General features: G+C 42.8%; 22 protein-coding genes. 14 read left to right on the plus strand and 8 right to left on the minus strand.

Features of this window, described 5'->3' with window-relative positions; translation table 11 throughout:
- Positions 1–226 precede the first annotated feature (226 nt).
- Positions 227–1,054, plus strand: coding sequence for an AraC family transcriptional regulator (locus ABXS70_RS04140; protein WP_366294059.1), 828 nt, complete (start codon positions 227–229; stop codon positions 1,052–1,054).
- Positions 1,055–1,122: 68 nt separating this feature from the next.
- Here ABXS70_RS04140 and ABXS70_RS04145 read toward each other — a convergent pair whose 3' ends face one another.
- Positions 1,123–1,482: a hypothetical protein gene (locus ABXS70_RS04145; protein ID WP_366294061.1), complete on the minus strand. Its 360-nt coding sequence runs from the start codon at positions 1,480–1,482 to the stop codon at positions 1,123–1,125.
- A gap of 182 nt (positions 1,483–1,664) precedes the next feature.
- Here ABXS70_RS04145 and ABXS70_RS04150 point away from each other — a divergent pair, with 182 nt between their 5' ends.
- The 9 genes from ABXS70_RS04150 to ABXS70_RS04190 all read left to right on the plus strand — a co-directional run bounded on the left by ABXS70_RS04150 (position 1,665) and on the right by ABXS70_RS04190 (position 9,572).
- A complete protein-coding gene (locus tag ABXS70_RS04150; RefSeq protein WP_366294064.1) occupies positions 1,665–2,612 on the plus strand; it encodes a YafY family protein in 948 nt (315 codons plus the stop codon).
- A 67-nt stretch (positions 2,613–2,679) separates the two neighbouring features.
- The gene (locus ABXS70_RS04155; RefSeq protein ID WP_342552339.1) at positions 2,680–3,219 is read left to right on the plus strand and encodes a DinB family protein; all 540 of its coding nucleotides are present in this window, start codon (positions 2,680–2,682) and stop codon (positions 3,217–3,219) included.
- A gap of 262 nt (positions 3,220–3,481) precedes the next feature.
- Complete coding sequence (locus tag ABXS70_RS04160; RefSeq protein ID WP_366294067.1) at positions 3,482–4,075, plus strand: YdeI family protein; 594 nt, start codon at positions 3,482–3,484, stop codon at positions 4,073–4,075.
- A gap of 186 nt (positions 4,076–4,261) precedes the next feature.
- Complete coding sequence (locus ABXS70_RS04165; RefSeq protein ID WP_342552337.1) at positions 4,262–5,266, plus strand: ATP-binding cassette domain-containing protein; 1,005 nt, start codon at positions 4,262–4,264, stop codon at positions 5,264–5,266.
- A gap of 15 nt (positions 5,267–5,281) precedes the next feature.
- Complete coding sequence (locus ABXS70_RS04170; protein WP_342552336.1) at positions 5,282–6,070, plus strand: ABC-2 family transporter protein; 789 nt, start codon at positions 5,282–5,284, stop codon at positions 6,068–6,070.
- A gap of 25 nt (positions 6,071–6,095) precedes the next feature.
- Entirely contained in the window at positions 6,096–6,890 is a 795-nt protein-coding gene (locus ABXS70_RS04175; protein WP_366294071.1) for an ABC-2 family transporter protein, read from the plus strand.
- A 317-nt stretch (positions 6,891–7,207) separates the two neighbouring features.
- Positions 7,208–7,459, plus strand: coding sequence for a type II toxin-antitoxin system HicB family antitoxin (locus tag ABXS70_RS04180; protein ID WP_342552334.1), 252 nt, complete (start codon positions 7,208–7,210; stop codon positions 7,457–7,459).
- A gap of 712 nt (positions 7,460–8,171) precedes the next feature.
- The gene (locus ABXS70_RS04185) at positions 8,172–8,747 is read left to right on the plus strand and encodes a papain-like cysteine protease family protein (protein WP_342552333.1); all 576 of its coding nucleotides are present in this window, start codon (positions 8,172–8,174) and stop codon (positions 8,745–8,747) included.
- A 21-nt stretch (positions 8,748–8,768) separates the two neighbouring features.
- Complete coding sequence (locus ABXS70_RS04190; protein WP_366294075.1) at positions 8,769–9,572, plus strand: hypothetical protein; 804 nt, start codon at positions 8,769–8,771, stop codon at positions 9,570–9,572.
- Between the two features lie 143 nt (positions 9,573–9,715).
- On the opposite strand, the gene ABXS70_RS04195 is transcribed toward ABXS70_RS04190, so the two are convergent.
- The 4 genes from ABXS70_RS04195 to ABXS70_RS04210 all read right to left on the minus strand — a co-directional run bounded on the left by ABXS70_RS04195 (position 9,716) and on the right by ABXS70_RS04210 (position 14,239).
- Positions 9,716–11,038 carry an amidohydrolase family protein gene (locus ABXS70_RS04195; RefSeq protein ID WP_342552331.1) on the minus strand — a complete coding sequence of 441 codons (1,323 nt, stop codon included), beginning with the start codon at positions 11,036–11,038 and terminating at the stop codon, positions 9,716–9,718.
- Between the two features lie 279 nt (positions 11,039–11,317).
- Positions 11,318–11,929 (minus strand): TetR/AcrR family transcriptional regulator, encoded by a 612-nt coding sequence (locus tag ABXS70_RS04200; RefSeq protein WP_342552330.1) that lies wholly within the window; start codon positions 11,927–11,929, stop codon positions 11,318–11,320.
- Positions 11,930–12,249: 320 nt separating this feature from the next.
- Complete coding sequence (locus ABXS70_RS04205) at positions 12,250–13,305, minus strand: hypothetical protein (protein ID WP_342552329.1); 1,056 nt, start codon at positions 13,303–13,305, stop codon at positions 12,250–12,252.
- On the minus strand, positions 13,295–14,239 hold the full coding sequence (locus ABXS70_RS04210) for a hypothetical protein (RefSeq protein ID WP_342552328.1): 945 nt from the start codon (positions 14,237–14,239) through the stop codon (positions 13,295–13,297). Before ABXS70_RS04210 ends, ABXS70_RS04205 begins: the two co-directional genes overlap by 11 nt.
- A gap of 348 nt (positions 14,240–14,587) precedes the next feature.
- On the opposite strand from ABXS70_RS04210, the gene ABXS70_RS04215 reads away from it, so the two are divergent.
- The 3 genes from ABXS70_RS04215 (at position 14,588) to ABXS70_RS04225 (ending at position 17,437) form a co-directional block, all read left to right on the plus strand.
- The gene (locus ABXS70_RS04215; RefSeq protein ID WP_366294080.1) at positions 14,588–14,710 is read left to right on the plus strand and encodes a hypothetical protein; all 123 of its coding nucleotides are present in this window, start codon (positions 14,588–14,590) and stop codon (positions 14,708–14,710) included.
- Between the two features lie 224 nt (positions 14,711–14,934).
- Positions 14,935–15,972, plus strand: a complete 1,038-nt coding sequence (locus ABXS70_RS04220; RefSeq protein ID WP_342552326.1) for an ROK family protein — start codon at positions 14,935–14,937, stop codon at positions 15,970–15,972.
- A gap of 265 nt (positions 15,973–16,237) precedes the next feature.
- Positions 16,238–17,437 (plus strand): MFS transporter, encoded by a 1,200-nt coding sequence (locus tag ABXS70_RS04225; protein WP_342556418.1) that lies wholly within the window; start codon positions 16,238–16,240, stop codon positions 17,435–17,437.
- Positions 17,438–17,521: 84 nt separating this feature from the next.
- On the opposite strand, the gene ABXS70_RS04230 is transcribed toward ABXS70_RS04225, so the two are convergent.
- Positions 17,522–18,154: a DUF4515 domain-containing protein gene (locus ABXS70_RS04230; RefSeq protein WP_342552325.1), complete on the minus strand. Its 633-nt coding sequence runs from the start codon at positions 18,152–18,154 to the stop codon at positions 17,522–17,524.
- Positions 18,155–18,177: 23 nt separating this feature from the next.
- The gene (locus tag ABXS70_RS04235; RefSeq protein WP_342552324.1) at positions 18,178–18,447 is read right to left on the minus strand and encodes a hypothetical protein; all 270 of its coding nucleotides are present in this window, start codon (positions 18,445–18,447) and stop codon (positions 18,178–18,180) included.
- A gap of 550 nt (positions 18,448–18,997) precedes the next feature.
- Between ABXS70_RS04235 and ABXS70_RS04240 the strand changes: the two genes are divergently transcribed.
- Positions 18,998–22,795: a DUF4073 domain-containing protein gene (locus ABXS70_RS04240; RefSeq protein ID WP_366294085.1), complete on the plus strand. Its 3,798-nt coding sequence runs from the start codon at positions 18,998–19,000 to the stop codon at positions 22,793–22,795.
- 220 nt (positions 22,796–23,015) lie between these two features.
- Here ABXS70_RS04240 and ABXS70_RS04245 read toward each other — a convergent pair whose 3' ends face one another.
- Positions 23,016–23,609 carry a DedA family protein gene (locus ABXS70_RS04245; RefSeq protein ID WP_366294088.1) on the minus strand — a complete coding sequence of 198 codons (594 nt, stop codon included), beginning with the start codon at positions 23,607–23,609 and terminating at the stop codon, positions 23,016–23,018.
- Positions 23,610–23,698 lie beyond the last annotated feature (89 nt).

Raw genomic sequence — 23,698 nt, forward strand, 5'->3', positions numbered from 1 at the left:
TGCGGCTTTAAAGAAATGAAGAGAGCGGAAGACGTATAGATGGAGTAGAGAAGGCGAAATCATGCACTTGTGGATGAACTTGCCTTCTTTTTTTGTTCTGCTCACTTTATACATGGCTGCTTGTTTGCGTATTTTACTACAGGTATAGTAGAGATAGACAGTCGAACATATCCTGTACGAAAACAAGCGCTTGATGGTGCTTGGCTTGATTAACGGAGTGACAACAATGAAAAAAATATATGAGCATATTGAAATAGATCGCAAAAAATTAATTAATCTCTTTGTCTTCGAAGCCAGCGACACCGAGCGGGTTATTCCTATGCATTTTCACAGCAATATGGAACTGATCTACTGTATTAGCGGAAGCTTGAGAGTGTGGCATGAAGGTAAGGTCACCACGCTGCGCAATCAGGATGTCATGTTTATCAACAGCAATATCCCGCATTCCACGCAAAGTCTGACGGAGAACCGTGTGCTTGTTCTTCAATTTCCCGAGTCTTTTTTTGCTAACGAGCAGGTGATGATCCAGTTGAATACGGCGGAACAACATCCGGAGGAGGCGGTTCTGGCTCATCTGAGGGCTCTGCTGATGGAAATATACCATCTGCATCTATCGACAGGCATGTACGATTATATTTTGACGCAGAGCAGAGTGCTTGAACTGAAGTATGAACTGGTTGAACATTTTGGCCGGGCATCCCAGGTTTCGTCTGCCGTAAATACGGTGAAGCAGCAGCGTATCCAAACGATTCTGGATTTCATCAAAGCACATTATACCGAGAATATCAGTTTGGCTGAAACAGCTCATATATGTGGTTATTCCGGGGCTTATCTGTCCAGAATGTTTCACGAGTATACAGGTCAGACTTTTACCGAGTACAAGCAGATTCTGTGTTTGGAAAAGGCGATTGAACTGCTGGATACAACGGATAAGTCACTCACCGAGATTTCATATGAGACCGGATTCCCTAATGTGAAGTCTTTCCGAAAAGCATTTAAAGAGGTCATGGGCAAAACGCCTTATGAATATAAAAAGTCAACAGTCATGTACTAGTACTAGAATCAGCGGATCACGGAGTAGATGCGAGCCTTTCGGATGTGGTCTGAAAGGCTCTTTGGCAATTACATTTTCCACGGCAGCTTGGGATGCTTGTAGCGAAAAACGGTATCCTTTTCCTGGATTACATAGATCCAGGGAGGCGGAACAGGGGTGCCAATGGCTTTGTAGAGCGTCGTTCCGTCATCACTTGTCGAATACGATTCCAGGCTGTTCAGAATGTCCATACGATCTTCCCGCTGTATTTTTCCTTGGTAAGATAAGATCTGCCCTTGTGTGGTAATCTGCGGTGCACCTGAAATGAAACGGTATACTGTATTGAGCATGCCGACCTTTTCGGAATGCAGCTGCATAAGTTCAATTAGAAGCAGGATGCTGATTAAAACAGAAATGATGAGACTCGCGATCCAACGTTTTTTTCTCATCTGCTGACCTCCAAGCGCAATCCATGAGCACCTGTAAGTTTGAGAGCACGGTGCACACGGATGTATCGTTTTCTTTTCCAGCTATACCAAGTATAATCCCTCCTTGATCTTGAATAAATGATTTCAAGGTACTGTGATAGAATAGTTTAGGTCTGAATGATGAAACGGTGGGGGCTGGGAGCATGAACAAAACGGAGCGGCAGCTTGCAATCACGCTTGAGTTACAGCGCAGGAAGGTGATAAGAGCAGAGGATTTAGCATCTCTATTTGAAACAAGTGTACGTACAATATATCGGGATATTCAGGCATTAAGTGAGGCGGGGGTCCCTATCATGGGAGCACCTGGTCATGGTTATTCGCTCATGGAAGGCTACTTCCTGCCACCTGTCAGCTTCACTGCGGAAGAAGCAGTGTCCCTGCTCATGGGAGCCAGATTCATCGAACAGAGAATGGATCGAGCCTACGGAATGCAGGCCCAGTCTGCACAGCGCAAAATCGAAGCCATTTTACCAGAATCCGTCCGTAAAGCGTCCTCGCGTGTTCAAGAAACGATGCGTATGCTTCATCCGATGGAACCGGATACGACAGATAGGGTTAAAATGTACCTTAACGATATACGTAACGCCATTTTGAAGCAGCTTAAAATCCGGTTTAACTATTTGAAAAAAATACCGGGGGCGGATGGGAAACGCTCTAATCAGCGTGTTGTTTCTCCGTACGGGCTCGCGTTTGTACGTGAGAATTGGGTGCTGATCGCAAGATGTGAGCTGAGGCAGGACATTCGCCATTTTCGATTGTCCCGCATGACAGAGCTTTCCGTGCTGGAGGAAGAGTTTCTTTTACCCCCGGATTTTGATCTGAATCGGTATCAGCCGCCGGATGATCGCAGCGAGCACGTGCTCATCCGGGCCCAATTCGAAGCTGCTGACAAGATCAGGGAGACGCTTCATTTTTATATCGATCATATGGAGGAAAAGAGCAATAGTGTGATTTTTGGCTTCCGTGTTCGTTATCCCGAGGAAATTCTGCATCATTTGCTTGGATTGGGCGGAGAGATCGAGGTGATGGAGCCGGAGTCGCTGCGTACGCGTATTCGGGAAATCGCCACAAATATGTTGAAACACTACTGACATACTCTTGTCAGCAGCGCTCTTCTATACTGGGAACTATCCAGAACGAAGAGGAGTTGGTTGAACGATGAGAAGTACCCCGGAAGTGCTGCAGTCTTTTGAAACCGCAGTAGAGAGATATTTGGCCGAGCTGAACCTGCTGGATATGAATGATTTGCTGAGAAAAGAGAAGGAAGAGGAATGGTCCATCGGACAGATGTACGTACATTTGATTCAATCCGCACTGTTTATGCATTTGCGCAATATTGAGCAGTGTTTGGAAAATGGAGAGCACACCTTACAATCAGACGCCGAAAAAACGGAGCTGGGCAGTCAGGTGTTTGCGTTGGGACAATTCCCTCCTGTTCGTGTTAAGGTACCGGCCTCCCCGCAGTATACACCGCTGCCGCCGGAGAATAAGGAGCAGCTGGTCGAGGGGCTTGACCAGGTTGTGGACCGGATGCGAAGTACAGCGGCTGTTCTTGTTATAGAAGAGGCTGGAGGTTCCAAAGTGCTTCATCCCCGTCTTGGAGCGTTAAATGCGCAGGAGTGGTTCCGATTAATTGCTATGCACTATCAGCATCATTTTTTACAACTGGACCGATTGAAGATGAATCTGCAGCATTAAAAATAACTTATATGCATCCGCTCATGAGAAGTCAGTTTTGGTGAGGAAATGACCAGTTAATTCAACCACAGGAAGGACCCGTAGATCGTTTTACGGGTTCTTTTGGCATGAGGTCCATCCAAGCTTGATGAGTGCTTCTGTACAACTTGTTAAAAATCAGTACAATGAAACCTGAAAGATAAGGGAATAACTTAATTAAACCAAGAAGGTACTTCACGTTCATGTCTATAAATATAACTTACTGAATGAGAGGAAGATTGCTGTGACCTTGCAAAAAAACAACCCTAAAGTAGACGAGTATTTCAATAAAATCAAAACATGGAAAGAAGAATCCGTGAAGCTGAGGGAGATTATTCAGGCCTTTGACCTGACCGAAGAGTACAAATGGATGCATCCCTGCTACACGTTGAACGGGAAAAATGTAGTGCTGATCCATGGCTTCAAGGCGTACTGTGCCATTTTGTTTATCAAGGGAGCTTTGCTCAAGGATTCCCACGGTCTTTTGATTCAGCAAACGGAGAATGTACAGGCAGGGCGCCAGATTCGTTTTACCAGTCTGCAGCAGATTGTGGAGCAGGAAGAACTGCTGAAAGCATACATTCGGGAAGCGATCGAAGTTGAGCAAGCAGGTCTGCAAGTGGAGAAAAAGAAGACCGAGGACTACACGGTTCCCGAGGAACTCCAGCAGCAATTCGAGGCGAGCCCTGCCTTTCAGGAGGCATTTGAAGCGTTAACACCTGGACGCCAGCGGGCTTACCTGCATTATTTTTCACAGCCAAAGCAGTCCAAAACCAAAGTGTCGCGCATCGAAAAATATATGCAGCCAATCCTGGAAGGGAAAGGGTTAGACGATTGATCGCATTCTGTTTGATGCAGTATATTGTGTTTGGATGTAAGCCGCAATATCTAATTATAATATGAAAAATAGTATAATTAGCAGGGTACATTTTCAATTGACAAAAAGGTAATATGTTAAAAACGTTGGTTAAATTTGTAATCGCGCTGCCTGTGTTTCATAAATGACTTGGATGAGGTGTGATTTATGAGCATTATTGATGTAAGCGGTATCACCAAAATCTATCGTCAGTACAAACGATTTCCGGGATTGGTGGGCTCTCTAAGGAGTCTGGTAACCAGACAATATACGGAGGAAGTCGCAGTACGCGATATCACATTTTCAATTAAGGAAGGGGAGGCAGTAGGGTATCTGGGGCCCAACGGTGCAGGCAAGTCTACAATGATCAAGATGATGACCGGAATTCTTGTACCTACGTCGGGTGAACTGAGGGTTATGGGGATGGTCCCGCATGAAGCGAGACAGCGTAATTCTCAACATATCGGGGTAGTGTTCGGACAACGCAGTCAGTTATGGTGGGATCTGCCTGTCCGTGATTCGTTTGATCTCCATAAATACATATATAAGCTCTCTGACACCGACTTTCAGAACAATCTGAATTATTATACCGAGCTTTTATCTTTATCCTCATTCATGAACAAACCTGTACGACAATTAAGTTTGGGTCAGAGAATGCGGGTAGAAATCGCAATGGCTCTGCTGCATGATCCCAAAATTTTGTTTTTAGACGAACCGACGATCGGTCTGGATGTCATGGCTAAGGAACAGATCCGGGAGTTCCTGAGAATGATTAATCAGGAGAAGAAGGTCTCGATTGTGCTGACGACGCATGATATGAAGGATATCGAAGAGATTTGCCATCGCATGATTGTTGTGAATAAAGGCAATATGGTCTATGACGGTTCTGTCGAGCAGCTTCGGAAAACACTTGGAGATCAGCGCCAGGTCATTATCTATTTTCGTGAAGACCCCGGTCTGATTGATCTTCCCGAGATGAAGCTTACCCATGACGAAGGTCTGCGAAAGACATATCTGTTTGATAAAAAAGATAGAACCGTGTTCGATTGCGTGAACCAGATCGCGAGTAAACACGACATTGAGGATGCAGTCATTGAAGGGGTGGATATTGACTCCGTCATTCGTAATCTTTATCGGAAACTGGAAGAGGATGATCGGGCGAACGACGCGTGAGAGGAGAGACGTTAATTGAAAACCTATATCATGTTTGGAGTGAAAACCTTTTCGAATCAACTCTCCTATCGTTCGGAAGTGTGGCTGAGATTGTTGGGTAACTTTGTGGCCATTCTGATTCTCACAGAAATCTGGAGAGCGGTTCTGGGTAACGGGGAAGTGGAAGGCGTAGGTCTGGAACAGATGATTACATACAGCATTATCAACACGCTTCTGGCCGCTCTGCTGCTTACCGGCATTAGTGCCAAGGTGGATAACAGTCTCAAAACAGGCTCTATTGCTTCCGAGCTGATCAAACCCATGTCCTATCCTATGCATTTATTAGCCGATGGGCTGGGGAATTCGTTATATCAGTTCCTATTTACTTCGCTTCCTTCTTTACTGATCGCCTGGATTTTCTTTGGTTTTCTTCCCCCAGCTTCGGCGACTCATTTGCTGCTGTTTATCCTGGCACTGGTACTCGCTTTGACCATTTCGTTCCTGCTTGGATATCTGATTTCTCTGCTGGCTTTCTGGCTGATGAATCACTTCGCTCTGAACTGGATGATGGGCGGGCTCATCACCATTTTCTCAGGCGCTTTTTTACCCTTATGGTTTTTCCCGGAATCGTGGGTGACGGTAACTAAAATGCTTCCATTCCTCTACTTGGGCTACCTTCCTGCAGCAATCTATTTGGGAGCCATTTCGATTCAGGAGATAGGGATTTCTCTTCTTACAGGGTTGGCATGGAGTGTGGGGCTGACGCTGCTGGTGTACTGGTTATGGAATCGGGCAATCCATCGTTTGGTGGTCCAAGGTGGATAATGTAGCTGTAGAGAGGCTGATCTAAATGACATTGAAACTTTTCGGGAAATTGGTCTTTTTGTTAACGAAAGAAAGAATGGAGTACCGCGGGGATTTCCTGCTTTCCGTTCTGGCTCAGATCATTAATTACACCGGAGATTACATTATCATATGGCTTTTTTTGCAAAAGTTCGATACCCTCGCCGGCTGGACCTGGCCTGAGATTGCGCTGCTGTATAGTCTCGGTTTGTTCACATACGCAATTGGAGCTTCCTTTTCCTTTGTGCAGATGCGAGAGCTTGAAAGTCAGGTGAAAAATGGAACCTTTGATGCCATTCTGGTCAAACCGGTGAATCCGTATCTTTATCTGGTATGCAGAGGCTTTAACCTGGGGTACCTGGCGCATGTGGTAATCTCAGGGTCTGTGCTGGCCTGGGCTTTGATCAAACTGAACATCAGCTTATCAGGGATTCAAATATTGTACCTTGTTCTCTGCATTTTGGGAGGCGCCATGATTCAGGCCGGCTTTATGTCGGCGATCGGAGCTGTATCTTTTGTATGGGTAAGGACCAATTTCCTGTTCACGTTATTTTTCAAGTTCAAAGAATTCATCTCATACCCGTTACCTGTTTTCGGTACATTCATTCAAGTGCTGTTAACGTTTATCCTCCCGTTTGCTTTTATTAATTTCTATCCTGCAGCATTTTTGCTGACTAAGGAGACTCCTTTGCTATCATCATGGACGATGTGGATCGTACCTGTTGTTGGACCGTTAGTATATTGGCTGGGTTACCATCTGTGGATGCGGAGTGTGAACAGATATCAAGGCGCAGGCGGATAAAGCAGGCTGGGCTGCGGCGGAAAATACCATAAGTAACTGAATAGAATAGTGCAGCGTATTTTTTCAGCGTATTTTGCTATAGTGTTTTTACATGCCGTTGGTTTCCAGTTTATGAGGAGCCAACGGCTCTGTTATTTCAGAAAAGCAAAAAAGCGAAGGTACCAGGCAGGGATATACTTTAATACTGGCAGCAGCATAACCCTCCAAAAAAGTTACATATGCAGCAAAGCATACACTGGAATGAGCGGATTGAAGCTGTAGAAGCGCTGTAGAAGTGGACGATGATACCAGTATACGGATAAAAGGAGTACACCTAAATGATTCGAACGTACAAATATTATGCCATTTTTAACTTTGCTGAGGACGGAATTAACGTTTCGTTTCCCGACCTGCCGGGCTGCTTTACTTGTGGCGATACTCTGGAAGAAGCATTAATCATGGCAAAAGATGCGCTGGGATTATATCTGAAGGGAGAACCGGTCGATAAACTCCCGCCTCCTCAGACCATGCCTCAGTTATTGGACCCAAATGATAAAGCATACTTGATCGAAGTGAGTATCCCTTATTAAGACATGGACTGTACAGGACACAAGGAAATAGCTTGATTTTTACCGATTCTACTCGGATTCTGATTCTGATTTAATTCTTCTTTCTAATTAACGCTGACCTCAACACGGCATTTGGATGATTAAGTAATCACTTAGCCGCTCTAGTATTTGTGTTTTAATCCATTTCGTTAGTATCATCAGAAATGTTTTTTTTGTTCTCATTTAAAGTTTTTTTTAAATCCAAAACTTCATTTTGTAAATGATCAATTTTTGATTTTAAACCTGAATGATTAAGAACAGAGCTAACAACAAGATACATGATTAGATAGTTGGCGGCCATTATTATTAGAAAAATAATGAGCTCGGGTACTCCTCGTACAGCTAACGGCATATCATTTTCCTTTCTTTAAAATAATATTTTATATATCCTCTTTATTTGGATAATTATAACATAATACATTTAGTATATTGGCTGGGTTGCATGAGATGAGATCGGCGGAGAGAGAACGTTTATTGGCGAATAATTCAAGTTGTAAAGGTCTGTAGTTTTGCTGCGGTTTTTTTGTTGCAGCAAAAAAATGAATAAATAAAGAAACATTTCTAATAAATACCATGTTATATACAATGTGAATGAATTGACTATTGAGAAGGCGGAACGAAAGAAAGAAGTAAAAGGAAATGGTTTTACCCGAAAATTTAAAAAATTCAGTCTAAAGAGGAGGCAGATTTACAGATGAGAAGTCGCAAAGCGCTGTTATTCTCCGTATTTTCTCTAATATTTACACTATCTTTTATATCACAGGCATATGCAGCTTCCACGAATTTACCATCATATCCAATAGCCAAACAGGAGAAGGATGAATGGTGTTGGGCAGCGGTAAGCTCAAGTGTTCTTAAATTCATGGCTAATAAGAATGTATACCAATGTGATTTCGTCAAAAAAGCAAAATTAACCAGTTCTTGTGCAAATGAAGCAGCAACTACAGTACAAGCCCAAGGAGGTATGCATAAGTATGGAGTGTCCTCCAATTATTACTCAGGTAATCTAAATGTTGCTCAAGTCAAAAGTCAAATTGATGGAGGGCGTCCTGTATATGTAAGTTGGAAGTGGAATAGTCCTACGGCACAAACTGGTCATGCAGTCGCCATATACGGATATAGTAACACACCAACGTATACGTATTATATGCATTATCTTGATCCTTGGGATGGTGTGAAAACTTCTATGGAGTTCTCGAAATTTAATGGAGGCACGGGAGCAGATAGAACATGGAGATGGGGATTAAAGGACTTTTGGCATTATCAATAAATTAAGTTTGGGAGGTCCATAATGATGGTTATGAAGTATGTCCGGTTTATGATGATGATATGTATTGGTCTAATGTGCAGCTATTTCATTGCTCCAAATACGTATGCTGGCAGCGTACCCCAAGATGTGCAAAGCTTTGCAGAAGGAGAAGGTTTAGATCAGTTCAAAATGATGATTCTAGAAGATCCCGAGGGCTATGGTTATAAGAATGAAGAAGAAGTTAAAGGTGTTACTTTAGGGAGGGGGTTTGAAGTCTATTTATTTGATGTTAACAAGTTCCCAAATATATCCGATAGCTTAATTGATGTTTCAAAGCCTACGGCTCAATATGATTTTATCGTCAAGTCAGGTGGGATGGGGAAATCTTTTCTTAGTGTAGAACGATATGAGGGGAAGTTCAGGGTTGTACTTGCGGGAGGAGATGCATCAAGGTTGGATGAATCTCTTCATGTCATGTCAAAAGCGCTGTCCACTGATGTAAGTACTGTTGATCCAGTATTAATTAAAGACGGAAATATTCGTTATCTAGCGATGAAAGTTGACGGAAAAGAAGTGAATATACCAGATGTACCCAAAGAGAAAAACTCGCTTATGGGAGGTATGGATAATCATCAGTTATGGGATTCTGCTAAGACAATTGATTTATTGAAAGAATTTCAAGCACAGGAAGTTGATCCTAATACAGACGGTGCAGGTGGTTATCCAGCCATTCACTCTGATAAATCTAACAAAGACTACACCAATATAGCGCTAATAAGTTTAATTATTGCATTAGTAGGAGTGGTAGTACTTTATATGTTTCTGAAAAAAAAAGAAAATATCTAATTAATCCTTCTATCTCTGATAACGATGAAATCATTTATTTATCATGAAGTCACCTAGGAGTTCGGTATTCCTAATTCGAAATTACTAGGTGACTTCATGTACAAGAGATGATTTTATTCCTGACTTATCAGGCTAACCCGCTCTCACCACACGATGTTAAGAACCTCATCTACCTCTTTGATGCGATTAACGGATGGATTCTGAATCAGATTACCTTTGACCATAACCATCGACATGTTGGATAAGGCTGCAATCTGCTCTAGCGGATTTTGATCCAGTACAATCAAATCGGCCTGTTTACCAATGTCTAATGTACCTGTCACGTCGTCGATCCCGAGAATTTTAGCATTGCTTCGGGTAACCATGTCGATGACCTCTTTATTGGTCAGATTGGTCTGTCTCATGTAGTGATCCATCTCTCTCCACATATCATAGTGGGTTACGTAGGACATGGCTGCATCGTTTCCAATTCCAATAGTGATGCCGTTGTCGATGGCCTGTTTCACCCCTTTGAGCATGGAGTCGTAGACGAGTCTGGCATTTTCTTTGACCGTCGGACTTAACTTGGTCACACTTGGATCGAGCGAAGCGGATGGATAAGCGGCTTGCAGCGTAGGGATCACTGCGGTGTAACCATGAAGAGCCTTGGGATTATTTTTATACAAATGAATAATCTCGTCATCCATCTCAGCCCCATGCTCAATCGTGTCCACTCCCCCACGCAGCGCAACACGCACACCTTCCGTGCTCTCCACATGAGCGGCAACCTTCATTCCAATCTTATGTGCTTCATCGCAAACCGCCGCCACCTCGTCCACCGTCATCTGCAGACGCCCAGCTTCGCCAACCATCTTGGCATCCGTTACGCCGCCCGTCACACAGATTTTGATCCAGTCCACACTGTTCTTCACATTAATCCGTGTATTCTTGCGCATCTCCCAAGGTGAGTCACCCTCCAGCGCCAAATAAGGAGCACCATGTCCACCTGTCACACTCAGAAAAAATCCCGAAACAAGTAGATTCGGACCAACCCACTCCCCGCGGTTCATCTCATCTCGCAGCTGCACATCGGTATAAAAGAATTCACCCACACTGCGCATGGTTGTCACACCCGAATGGAGTGCGGTAAGCGCGTTGCGTTTCATGCGTTTCTTCAAAACATTTCGACCGAATCGGGTATTCAAAATCCGATGATAGGCAAAATCGAGCAATCCTTCACTCACGGAGAGGGTGAGCGGTTTGCCATCGGCAAAAAGATGCACATGTGCGTTAATCAGCCCTGGCATCACATATTTTCCGGTAAGGTCGATTGTTGTGTAGTGGCTGGGGATGTTCAGCTCCTGATCTGGGGCGATGTTTTCAATGCGTCCCTGTTCGTTGACGAGAATCGTCATGTTGGGCTGCAGATGGCGGCTTGCGTCGCCGTGGATCAGATGCACGTTTTTCAAAGCATAAGCGGTGTTCATGATGTGTTCCTCCTTGGGTGTGGGTGGTGTTACATGATGTTAGATGCTGCATCAGTTGAGTGATATGGTTCTGTGCTATTTGGTTTCTCTGTGCAAAGTATTCTTGTGGTCTAAAAGTGAATTTATAATTCATTTTTGGGCTAAAAAATAGATCGGCTTGCCTATGCTTATTTTTTGCGTACAAATCAGAGGAAAGTACAACTGATCTGCACGCTGTGCGATGCGTAGTGATCTATGGTAAAAATGGATTTTTGCTTTGCAGCGACCAAGCACTATTCCTTATTCGTTCAAGCTTTTCATGCCGTACAGTCGGTATACGTACAACGCTTCAAAGATTTGCTTGCGGCTCTCCTCGCTCATGTCTCGTTTCAATAAATCCAGATTCATGTCGATGACATTATGTGCCAGAATGTTCAGCAGAATCAGGTTCTCCTCGGTGCCGATCTCATAGTGTTTGTATTGATTTTTGAGATAGGCTTTCTTCGTTTCGATCATCAGCTCAACCAGCTCGTTCTTGGCGTTGGTGTAGATGGTGCCCTTGTTCTTTTCAAAAATAATAACGATCTGATTCCGATACTTCCGCAGCACATCTATTTGTTCTTGCATAAGGAAGGATCGCTGCTCACTGTTCGTTTCCTCAAACGCGTTCTGGTTATCAAAATGAATCGTCTCCACCAGTACCTTTTTCAAATAATCCACCAAATCCGGCGGAACAACGGCGTAGAACAGCTCCTTCTTGTTCTTGAAATAGGTATAGATGTTGCCGACCGATATGTTGATCTCATTTGCAATATCGTTCATCTTGGCATCCGCATAACCCTTCTCAAAAAACACCTTCAGCGCCGCGTATTCAATCTCTTTCCTGACTTCGTCTTTCTTGGCCTGCACCATCGGGAACGACTCCTTAATAGTGAATGGAAGATTCGTTATTAGGATAGACCTTTTTGAAGGGGGTGTCAAATGGGGGATCTATTAGAGAAGGATATATAATTTAATGGTTCGGCTCATACAAAAGTGCATGAGGTTTCTGAACCGACAATAGACTAGGTGTCATGGCCAAAAAGAGCAGATTCAGGAATTTCTAAAGAGAGAAAGAGTCTCTATTATCCTGACGAAGTATTACATGAGGGATTTCGATATGAAGAAGAAGGCCTGTAATTTCTTTACCGACCTTCTTGTATTGGGTAGACTCGAACGACTAGACAAGAGTTTTAGTAAGCTAGCTGAGCTATCGCATAAGGAGATAAAACAACTCTCATTTTTTTCCAGTTTTCATGTAGGGATTTTAAGTGACTTTCATCGTAATTCACCAAAGACGAAAAATCAATTTTTCCATAAACAGAATTGTATAATGAATTTGCTTTAATGATTGAAGTCTTAATTATATCTAAAATTTCTGTTTTACTGATTATCTCAGAAGCTTTATAAGAAAGGTTAACTTTTGCAGCATCTAACACAGTCAAACTTCTAACTAGCTCAGGTGAATATGTGGAGTTTTTAAGCTCATACTCATCATTTAAAATTAAGAATAAAATATGAATTGAGATAAATAAAATAAAGCAGAAATTAGAAGGATTTTTTATATGATTCGAATAGAGCGTATCATTATTAATGAAATCAATCATCTCGTCGATTAATTGAGAAATCGCAAATGCGTCAGCATCCATTTCTAATGTTTGCTTGTCTAAAATTCTTTCTTCATTGGCTTTTCTTACTATGTTAAGTGTTTCATCATTAAAATACGTTTTCATATATAAAACATGACCGTCAAAATGGTGTGCTATTTCATGAAGAATTACAAATTTTATTGCGAACATAGCCATTATTTCAGCAATTATTTTTCTTTCTTTGTTGATAGGTAAAAGAAAAGTGTATTCATACTCTGGAAAGGTATCATTAAATGTATATATATTTTTAATATGAAGACTGCCGTCATCAGTTTCACTTAATGTATCAATTAGATTATCTATTGAGAGAATGCTATAGAATGTTTTATATAGCTTGAGCAGTACTCCTTCATTTATTCTTATTATTGCTCTTTCATCATATAGTTGGACACTTCCATTAATTGTGAAATTTTGTTTGTAACTAAAATCTAGAGGGAAATAAAATTTTACATTTTGAGTATGAGTATTCCAAAAACGTTCTGCATATTCTTTGTAGTAATTAAAAGCTATAAGATGATCTGTAGAATTTTCAGCGAGATTGAACAGGGCGAATTCAGTTGAACCACTTAAAATTTCAAAAAAAATATTATTATTTTCCATTTTTATACATACCTATTGTCTTATCAAAATCTTTGAATATTGTCTTTATTATTGATTCCTTCGACTGGTTCTCGCATTTATTTCCATCGTTAAACATTAATTTGTCAAATTCTAAATCGAAATTTGGAAAAACGATTTTTAGTTTATAACTTATTATAGAATTATCAGTTATGCCCAAGGAATCCAAGGTCACATTTTCATTCTCAGGTTTTGTGTTGTACTCTATATCGTCAACTATGATTGATTGAACTATATCGAAATTACCGTGATTTTCAGAATATATTCTTCTTAGATTAAAAAGATCCATTAGAAGTTTGTTGAGTTCGTTTAAGTTAAGAGTTTTTGGGATTTCAATTGCGTAAACTTTGTCATGTTCATAGCTATAAATTAGGATCTTAATAAGCTCAGAATCAAACTTATCTTTCAATGAAGAATAAGAATTACTTAACACAAAGTTTGAATGGTTTATTATTGTTCTTTTAGATAAAGGTAATAGAGTTCTAAAATTTCTTTCTACCTGACGAGAAAACTTTTCACATAAAAATGTCCAATAGTCTTTACCCCGTACCTTTATATCTATGTTGGAGTAACTCTCCTTCAGTTGTTTCGAGAAATCTCCTGTTATATTCTCATTACAACACACAATATATTCATCCCAGGGTAATGAATTCTTAATTTTAATCGCAGAATCTATAGAATTTTTAATTTTCTTTTTATTTATTCTGTGGTTTCTATCATAAATACTTTTGCATTGAAATGCTATTTTCTTATCAGGAAAATACAAGTCTACTCCACTTTCTGGTGGATTTCGTTTCTCTATATCATTGGTGCCTAAATCTAGCTTGAGTAACTTTAAACAAAAAGATTCCCATGCAGCCGAGAAATCAGTTTCTTCAGGAACTACTAGAAACGGTGGATAAAGTATGTACCTCATCAAACAGTCACCTCATAATTATAAGTTATACATAAACTTTTTTTGTATAGTACAATGTATATTTTCAAATTGAAAAATACGAGATTGAAACAGTACTATAAATATTATAGTTCGTTTATGCAAAATAGGGAACTCAGATAGTAGTACGTCTTCTCGCACCATATTATTTTCACACTATGTATACTCTCTTTATACAAAGGAAAGACGAGCAATCTAAGCGAAGATCTGGCTTCGCAGTACGCACAACTCGTAAACCAAGAAGACGATTACGTCGATCAACTGGTTACGTGTCACAAACTCATTCTGGATGCCATGGACATTATCGCAAAGCGGGCAGGGGTGCTGCATATGGATACGGTGAAACAGGCGGCGTATCACCTTCATGCGATGGAACAGGATTTGAACCGAAAGTTATTTGAAGTCAGGCTGGAGAAGAGCATCTTGGCCCATCACATGAGCCAGTCTACATAAGCGTTTGAATCAAAGGACAGCACAGGATCATTCCCAAGATGATCTTGCCCTGTCCTTTTTCTCTTTTTACTTGTCCTCAAACCACTTCCAAATAAGCATTGACTTTCCACACCAATCCCCCTAAACTTCAATTATTAAAATACTTTTAAAAACTTCCCTCCAATACTTTCTCGAATACGCGATCATCCATATACATACAAACGAAAGGAGGCACACAACAAACGATGTTACCCACTTCCCACAACACCCAACAGGTCAAACGGATTAACGTTGAAATTGTGAAAAATACACTTCGGTCGATGGGTATAGGAACGAAGGCTTCCATCGCAAACCTGACCAAACTCAGCGTGGCAACATGCGGCACGATTCTGAACGAACTGCTCCAGACGGGCGAGATCATTGATCTCGGCCCGGATGAGTCGAGCGGGGGGAGACCTGCGAGTCGGTATCAGTTTAATGCGGACTACGCGAGTGTGCTGTGTCTGATTATTCGTACGGAAGGCGGCATTCATTCGATCACACATACATATGCCAACCTGAACGGAGAAATGGCAGACGAACAGACGCTTATTTTAGAAGAGATAAATGTCACGGTGGTGGAGGAACTCATTGCTGGGCTGATCGAGCAGCATCACAATGTGCAGGCCATTGGAATCGGTATACCAGGGGTTGCGCACAATGGTGTGATCGGTATCTGTGACGTACCAGAGTTAGCTAATCAGCCGCTCGGTTTAAGACTCAAAGAGCAATACGAAGACATCGAAGTGGTCATTGGTAACGATATGAATCTAACCGTGTACGGATTGTACAACGAACAGCAATTTGAGGAAGAGAAGAACTTTGCGGTGGTGACATTCCCTGAAAATCATTTTCCGGGGGCAGGTTTTATTATCGATGGTCGCCCGCTCACCGGGAATACGCAATTTGGGGGCGAAGTATCCTTTTTGCCGTTTGGCGTGTCACGGGATGAGCAGCTGCGCATGCTGCAAACGACAGACGGATTGCAGGAGCTCGTCGTACAGACACTGGTCTCCATTATTGCAATAATCAATCCGGCGGCCATTGTGGTGACGGGTGATACGATGGACCCCGCGATGCGGGACGGCCTGATTCAAGGCTGCCGGGATCACCACATTCCACAGGAGCATATGCCTGAGCTGATGATTCGCCGCGACACCCGGCGCGAGTATGTTAACGGGCTGATAGCCGTAACACTTGAAAGCCTAACCTACCGCATTCAGGTAGTTGAGAAGCAGTGGTAGAAACGACTTATTATGAAGTGAAGTTAAGCAACATTTTTTACACGAGAGCGGAGAGGGCAGAGCCAATCTGGAGAACGCCTTTATCACTGTATTTTCACCTTTAGAAAGAAATTCATAAAAATACAGGGATAACAGCGGGCGGAAGATGGCACTGCAATCGGAGGTAGAGCGTGTAACCATTTTTCTGGACACAATGGAGGAACTTATTTTGAATCAGCAAGCAAGTACACAAGGCAGCAAACGAAAGTTTAACAAGCTGTACGCCATGCAGCTGGCAACGATCTTTCTTGGATTTATCGTATTTGGCATCTCGGAAAATATTAAGGGCCCGGCCATTCCGCGCATTCAATTTGACTTTAATCTGGATGAGAAACAGCTCGGAACGTTGTTGTCCCTGAACGCTCTGGGATATCTGATCGCCTGCTCGTTCACGGCTATACTGGTTCGCAAATGGGGCATTAAGGCGGTCAGCATTATTTCATTTGCCTCGATGATTCTGTCGGGTGTGTTCATCTATGTATCGCATACGTATCCGCTCTTTGCGTCATCGTACTTCTTCATGTACATCGGTAACGGGATGCTGGAGATTGCGCTGGCAATTCTCGGGGCGCGGATTTTTGTGAAAAATACAGGCACGATGATGAACCTGTCCCATTTCTTCTACGGACTCAGTTCAACGGTGGCGCCATTGCTGGCGACAGGTGTCATGTCTCTTACCGTATTTGGGCATCTGCTGGACTGGCGCGGCATGTATCTGGTCATGTTGTCACTCTGCCTGCTGCCGATCATTGCGGCACTGCGCAGTAAATTTCCCGGGGATGATCTTGCCCATGAAGATCGCACCTCGCTTAAGACGTTAACACGTGATCCGGCCCTGTGGCTGATGGTGCTTATTCTTTCTTTTGGCGTGGTATCGGAACTGGCGGTCGGAGGCTGGCTTGTTAACTTCCTGGAGAAAGCATACACATGGGACACGGTTAAAGCTTCGGGATTATTGTCGGCATTCTTCCTCACATTCTCGCTTGGACGTCTGCTGCTTGGCCCGTTGACGGATCGCATCGGATTTGTACTTTCGTTGATTTTGTTCTCGGCTTTCTCGGCGGTATGTACGTTTGTGGCACTTGCAGGGGGAGAGAGTCTGGCGATTTTCTTTGCGATATCGGGCGCAGGCATTGCGATGATCTATCCCACGGTGATGGCCTTTATCGCGCGCAGATATCCGAACGGCAGTGATACGGCAATTACGTTTACGGTAACGCTCATGGGGGTGGGCAGTGTCATCGGCAACTATATAATAGGCTGGGTCATTGAAGGTGTGAAGAATATGTACGGTGCCACCACGCAGCTCGGTTTGCTGCGCGGACTACAGGCAGGGTATGGATTCATTGGTTTATGTGCGGTCATTTGTGCAGCGTCTGGTGTGGTGCTGTACGTTTATTTGAAAAGAAGGCGTGAACTGATTTAGTTCCTGAATCATTGAATTCTCAATTGGAACTCTTTCCCTATCTTTTTGGGGAAGGAGTTTTTAATTCTTCAAACTAATTCTAAACTAGCTTAGTCGTTTCAATACTTCTTTTGCATATGCCGTCCAATCTTTGTGATCTGTATTTATTTCGATTGTTGGCAGGAGAGACAAAGCTGACTGTTTACGAAGTTCTGATTGAGTATGTAAAAAATCTTTGGCCGATCTTCGAATTTCATCTTGTGTCTTGTTTTTCCATTCGTGAGGCGTTCGGCTCTGCATTCGTTGTTCGATGTTCTCTGATGAAACGGTCAGTAATACGCATTGCGCCCCAAGCTGAAGTAATTCATTTTCGATGTTTTCGATCTCGTGTACGGGGTCGGTGGAGAAAGCCGCTCTATGATTCAAATGAAACCTTTCCAACACAAAGAATATTCCTCTAGACGCATTAGATGCCTCTGGACCTAAATATGCTGCCCAATCATTTAGCTTTTTTAACATGCTGATCCGTTCTTTCAACAAATTAAGATGTTCATCACGATTCAAGCTTTTATATTCTCCATGGACATTGTTTAATATTTGGGAATAATGTTCACTGAGCACAATAATACTTCGCTCTGATGATTCATCGACTGCATGAAGCTGCTTCAATGCTTTTAGAACAGATGTCTTTCCTGCATGTGAATAACCCTCCAAAACAATTCCTCGAATATGGCTCATCTAAACCTCCAACTAACAAAGTGTTATTTGCTTCGTGATGTATTTGCTAAATTCAACACTAACATTCCAAGTAAAATGAATAGAATTCCTTCAATTTTGTAAGACCAAATCTCTGATTTGATAAAATCCCCAAAAATATCAGTCGTGTCTGATTTTACATTCTGATATTTTGCCAATACCAACATTGCTTTGTCCATACCCCAATCCGTACTTCGGACGATGAATAGAAATCCAAGAATAAGTAAGACGAGAGAAATGATAAGTGCCAACAAGGAATTCATTTTACTTTTCAAAGTTAATTTCTCCTTTGGTAATATAATCATGCTAATGTATGCGCTATTATACTACCAATAATATAAAATCGTGTCTAGTTACCAACTAGTGGTATCTTTCCAGTAAAAGTATAAAGATGTTGGTTCTTTATACTCGTAAGTGCCAATATGAGAATTTGGAAATAGACCTTGTCTCGTATTTAAAATATCAGTAGCTATATGTTGGGGCACAATAAATCGTATATGTTCTGTTTGCAGGGATTTTAATGAGGCCAGATGACTTTTTGTAGGTGTGAGTTCCCTGATAGGTTGTTCCCAGTTTTGCAGCAGTCTCTGCCCCCAACCTACTTTAGAAGAGATTTCAGCTGAGAAAGTAGTAGACACAACGTTACCAACAGATAAGGAGAAAGGCGCTGGCCCTTTTCCAGTGCGATAAATTCCCATAATTAAATGATTTTTTTGGAAATCACATATTGTTATAAGTCGAATTACATATTATGATGAATGGGTCTTTTGATTCAAAAATATACAAAAATCAGGAGAAAAGACTTAAGTGTTAATAGGAGGCTTTATGGATATTTCAAAAAAAATGGGCGCAGCAGCTATAGCGTCGATAGTTATTACGCTAAGCACAGCCATGCAGTCCAACGTATCGGCAGCATCCTCTCTTCCGTTCAAAGATGTTGAACAGGCTTCGCCTTGGGCTAAGGCGGTTATACTTGAAGCTCAAGAGAAAAAGATCATGAGTGGAGACCCTAAAGGGTTCTTTCATCCGTTACAGCAGGTTACTCGTCAAGAGGCAGCCGTTTCAATTGCCAAACTTATGGGGCTTGAACTGGGTGAACATGCAGCTTCTAAGTTTTCGGATGTGTCTCCCGGTTCATGGAGTGCAAGTGCGATTGAAGCCGTGCAAAAAGCGGGATGGATGAATGGAGATCCAAGTGGAATGTTTCGTCCACAAGCTGTCGTTACACGGGAGGAACTGGCTTCCATATTGGTTAGAGCAACTCAAACAGATCCAGCGCAAGATCAGGTTGAAGAGCTGTCGAAGATTAAAGACAATGAGCAGATATCAACGTGGGCTAAAAAATCGGTAACATCTGTTGTCTCGTCCGGTCTGATGACAGGCAATAACGGCAGCTTTCATCCTCAGCAGCCTGTGCTCCGGCAAGAACTAGCTGCTATTCTAGTACGAATAGATTCTACGGTGGCAAGCAGTCAGCTGCAAACCATCCAGAAAGTAGAAAACGGTACAGTTACGATTGGAAATAAGCAATATGGGGTAGCCGAAGCATTAAAACCGTTATTTGAGGCTAAAAATGCAGCTGCACTTGCGAATGCCGGAGTCCGAATGGAAACGGTAGATGAGCAGATCACCAAAGTGTTAGAGCTCAAACTGGTTGCGCCAGGTCTGGCAGCAGAGGCAGGGAAAAAAGAGTTCTCAGGGAACGTCGTACTCGATGGTGGACAAGCGGTTATAGCGGGTAACGTAAGAGCTGCAGCAGACTACATAACGATCAGGAACCTCAATATTAGCGGTGATCTGGAAATTTCAAAAGAACTTGAGAATGATTTTTACGCGGAGAAAGTTACCGTTAAAGGGACAACTTATGTAAAGGGTGGAGATGACAACACGGTTGTATTCGACCAATCGTCACTTCAGCAAATGAATATCAGCAAGGAAGATGTTCGGGTTGAATCCTTAAACAAAACGGTCATTAAAGAGGTTCATATTGACTCCAAGCTTGCGGGGTTGTGGGGAGATGAATCCATCACATATGATACTGTAACGGTAGGAGAAGGAGTTCACAACGCTTCATTATATGCGCACATCCGTAACTTGGAGATTATCGCAGGTAGTAAGGAAACAAGCATCTCTGGAACAGGGCGTATAGAATCACTCACCATTAAAGGTACAGGAACCATCGCGCTGCAAGGTACAGGAACGATAGGAACTGTAACAATTAAGGATCGTGCCAGCCAAGTATCGATTCCAACGAATGCTTCCATTCAACGCTTGGTTCTGCCAGAGGGAGTATCACCCGAAAAAGTCATTGCAAACTACGATAAGGTCAAAATGCAAATCGCTACGATTAACGGTGTAAGCAATCCGACATTCGTACAACCAAGCTCTGGAGGAAGTGATTCTTCCGCTAGTGGAGGCAGTGGAGGAAGTACAGGGAATTCAGGAGGAGGGACGCCTTCCAATCCGGGTACACCATCAACTCCTGCGAATCCAGATCCGACATCATGGTATCCGTATACGTACAAGAGTTATCAGGACCGTACAGAAAATGCAGCTGTTGGTCTGATGACCACAAATAAATCAGGTACAGTTTATTACATGGCTGTTCGTGCCGATGATCGTGTACGTCCTACAGCGGAACAAGTGAAGAATGGATCACTTCCTGATAACTTGCCTTCAACCCATGGCATGTTTTCGGTGACAGCGAATCAACCTGTGACGTACAAAGTAGAAGGACTTGAGCCATCCAAAACCTATCATATCTATACCATTTTCAAAAATGGAGAGACGGGTCAGGAAACGCAGCCGATGTTTATTCATTCGATTATGAATTATCGTGCCAATGACAGCGATGTCCTTCCATACGATAAATCGAACCTGAGCCAGATTAGGATTCAGTTTACGGGTGTACTCACACCTCCAGCAACAACCACGACTAACCCGGCTGCGATCTTTAAGGATGGTCGCCTGCGAAACTATGGATATGGATTTATTGAGATCAAATCGATCCATTGGGATCTAACCATTCCGGAAATGCCTATTCTTAATGTGAATTTTGACCCGGTAACATTGGGAGACGGGACGTCTTATTCTTTCGATTGGACTTATGTTAAAAATGCGTTGACTATTAAAGATTCAGATGGAAGTGGTTCCCGTTCGTTCGGGGGACATGGCAGTTACTCGGGGCCAAATGTTGTCTCGTTGATCACGAAGCAATTATCCATCGAAACGGGCAATCGAATCGACCCAACCAAGGCTGAAGATGTCATGCATATCCTTGGAGCCTACCCCTCTGAATTGAAAAGGGAACTGGGTTTGATTGAATTTAACGGACAGCATTATCAGAAGGCTTTGGCAGAAAAAGCTGGCCAGTACAGCACATTCAGTGATGTTAAACAGATTATTGAGACGACTAACCAGCAGTACCCTGCACCGTCCAATACCGAAGCTGGTGTGATCCATAACTTCAATTATGCCGGAACGAACTCCATCACAGAATCTTATCTGATAAGGTATGCGGATACACTCCATATTGATGCAGCGCAATACAGCAGTATGAACCAAGCAGCTCGAACCGAAGTTGCTAAAATGATCCTAAGTGAGCGCAGTCTTTTACCGGAAAACAAATTTATAAGCATTGAACAGATTCGTCATGCTTACGAGTTGGCCTACACCAAATCGTCCTCTATGCCCCTATCTCTTTCTTTTGTTGATACGGATAGAGCTGCAGGAACGATTGGAGGGGAAATTAATTGGACACCAGGCACAGATGACACTGCAGTCGTTTCCTATCAGCTGATGTGGGGAAATACGGGGGGAAGCCTGGCTGCAATCAAGACATTGGATAAGTCAGACGGAAACAGCTATACGCTGCCCCAAGGGACGTCCATTCCTGAAGGAGCAACTCATTTGCTGATTCAAGCTGTGCTGCAAGATGGAATTCATACAGCACCGATCTCTATCGCGATCAAAGATACGCTGCCTTCTGCTCCTGAGGAACCAGAGGTCAAAGCGGATGAAAAACAAAATATTTTGGTCGGAGCCAATGCAAGTATGGAATTTTCACTTGATGGAAGAAAGTCCTGGATCACGTATGATGAAGCCAATCCACCTGTTTTCCCAGGGGATATATACGTACGAGTACGTGTGAAAGCTGATCCGGACAATCAAGTTCCTGCGGGTAATGTGAAAACTGTTGATTTTGTAGATAATGTGAAAATGTTTGTTAGTCACAATGATGCCGGCAATATGTTCTTTGCCTCAGAAATGTCCTCTGCAATGGAATATTCAGTGGATGATGGCAGGACGTGGACCACGTACAGCGAAGAGAACCCACAACAATTTCCAGGGGATCTCACCGTTCTTGTTCGTGAGAAAGGTGGTCAATATCTGGATGCTGCTCCAGCAAAAGAGTTTAAATTCACATCCGAAGTTCATGTGATGAATTTGAACAATTCAATATCCACCTCTTTACCGACACTTGAATACTCGAAGAATGATGGAGAATGGACTCCATTGCTCGTCGACCAAACCGTTCCGTTCGAAACGGGGGATTCAGTTCGAGTACGTGAAGCGGCTCAACCTCCTTTTCAGGCGGGAGCAATCGAGACATTTACTTTCTGAAAAAGTAATGTTATCCCGATAAAGTACTTCGTGATTAAGTACCTCTATAATCTATAATTTATAAAGCCTCACTCATTTCTAGGAAATCAGTGGGGCTTTACTTCTATTCAGATGAGTAATAACAGCAAGAACGCAATTTTAAAACCAAAAGCCCCGGTCGATCGTGATGATCGCGGGGCTTTAAATCTACCTTCCTTACTTCAACAAGCCTTCATCTTGCCTAAGCCGGTCTTTTTTTCCAACGTTTCAGTAGCATATACAAGCCGAATCCGATCAGGAAGATCATGCCTGCCGGGATGACATACGGTTTAACGACGTCGCCAACTTCTTCCCATTGTGCGCCCAGTTTGTAGCCGAGATAGACGTAAATGGATGTGATCGGAAGCATGGCAAGAAAGGTAAAGATACTAAACTTGAATACGTTCATCTTGGCCATGCCGCAGGGGATGGAGATGACGGTGCGAATGCCGGGCACAAAGCGTCCGTAGAACGCGACCCCGCTGCCGTATTTCTCAAAAAATCGATCTGAAGCTTCCACATGGTGAGGGCGAATGAGGAAGTATTTGCCGTACTTCTCCACCATCGGTCTGCCGCCGTAACGTCCGAGAGCATACAACGTCAAGGGACCGAATGTGCCGCCAACGGTTCCTGCCAGGATCGCCAGCCACAGCTTCATATCTCCGAGGTATACCCAATATCCCGCCATGGGCAGCACCAGTTCAGCAGGGACAAATTCAAACGACAACGCGATAACAAGACCTGCGTACGACAAATCCTTAAAGAAAAGTATAAATTGCGTAATCCACTCCGTCATGCTTTCCCTCCACAAATCTATCTATTTTTGATATAAGTAGGCATCTCTTTCTCTTCAGAGTAACAAGTACGAACGACGGTTGTCAAAAC

Source organism: Paenibacillus sp. AN1007 (assembly GCF_040702995.1).
Taxonomy (GTDB): domain Bacteria; phylum Bacillota; class Bacilli; order Paenibacillales; family Paenibacillaceae; genus Paenibacillus.

Excerpts from the sequence above, each read along its gene's own strand:
- ABXS70_RS04140 (WP_366294059.1), top strand. The coding sequence starts at position 227 with ATGAAAAAAATATATGAGCATATTGAAATAGATCGCAAAAAATTAATT.
- ABXS70_RS04145 (WP_366294061.1), bottom strand. The coding sequence starts at position 1,482 with ATGAGAAAAAAACGTTGGATCGCGAGTCTCATCATTTCTGTTTTAATC.
- ABXS70_RS04150 (WP_366294064.1), top strand. The coding sequence starts at position 1,665 with ATGAACAAAACGGAGCGGCAGCTTGCAATCACGCTTGAGTTACAGCGC.
- ABXS70_RS04155 (WP_342552339.1), top strand. The coding sequence starts at position 2,680 with ATGAGAAGTACCCCGGAAGTGCTGCAGTCTTTTGAAACCGCAGTAGAG.
- ABXS70_RS04165 (WP_342552337.1), top strand. The coding sequence starts at position 4,262 with ATGAGCATTATTGATGTAAGCGGTATCACCAAAATCTATCGTCAGTAC.
- ABXS70_RS04175 (WP_366294071.1), top strand. The coding sequence starts at position 6,096 with ATGACATTGAAACTTTTCGGGAAATTGGTCTTTTTGTTAACGAAAGAA.
- ABXS70_RS04180 (WP_342552334.1), top strand. The coding sequence starts at position 7,208 with ATGATTCGAACGTACAAATATTATGCCATTTTTAACTTTGCTGAGGAC.
- ABXS70_RS04185 (WP_342552333.1), top strand. The coding sequence starts at position 8,172 with ATGAGAAGTCGCAAAGCGCTGTTATTCTCCGTATTTTCTCTAATATTT.
- ABXS70_RS04190 (WP_366294075.1), top strand. The coding sequence starts at position 8,769 with ATGATGGTTATGAAGTATGTCCGGTTTATGATGATGATATGTATTGGT.
- ABXS70_RS04195 (WP_342552331.1), bottom strand. The coding sequence starts at position 11,038 with ATGAACACCGCTTATGCTTTGAAAAACGTGCATCTGATCCACGGCGAC.
- ABXS70_RS04200 (WP_342552330.1), bottom strand. The coding sequence starts at position 11,929 with ATGGTGCAGGCCAAGAAAGACGAAGTCAGGAAAGAGATTGAATACGCG.
- ABXS70_RS04205 (WP_342552329.1), bottom strand. The coding sequence starts at position 13,305 with ATGGAAAATAATAATATTTTTTTTGAAATTTTAAGTGGTTCAACTGAA.
- ABXS70_RS04210 (WP_342552328.1), bottom strand. The coding sequence starts at position 14,239 with ATGAGGTACATACTTTATCCACCGTTTCTAGTAGTTCCTGAAGAAACT.
- ABXS70_RS04215 (WP_366294080.1), top strand. The coding sequence starts at position 14,588 with ATGGATACGGTGAAACAGGCGGCGTATCACCTTCATGCGATGGAACAG.
- ABXS70_RS04220 (WP_342552326.1), top strand. The coding sequence starts at position 14,935 with ATGTTACCCACTTCCCACAACACCCAACAGGTCAAACGGATTAACGTT.
- ABXS70_RS04225 (WP_342556418.1), top strand. The coding sequence starts at position 16,238 with ATGCAGCTGGCAACGATCTTTCTTGGATTTATCGTATTTGGCATCTCG.
- ABXS70_RS04230 (WP_342552325.1), bottom strand. The coding sequence starts at position 18,154 with ATGAGCCATATTCGAGGAATTGTTTTGGAGGGTTATTCACATGCAGGA.
- ABXS70_RS04240 (WP_366294085.1), top strand. The coding sequence starts at position 18,998 with ATGGATATTTCAAAAAAAATGGGCGCAGCAGCTATAGCGTCGATAGTT.
- ABXS70_RS04245 (WP_366294088.1), bottom strand. The coding sequence starts at position 23,609 with ATGACGGAGTGGATTACGCAATTTATACTTTTCTTTAAGGATTTGTCG.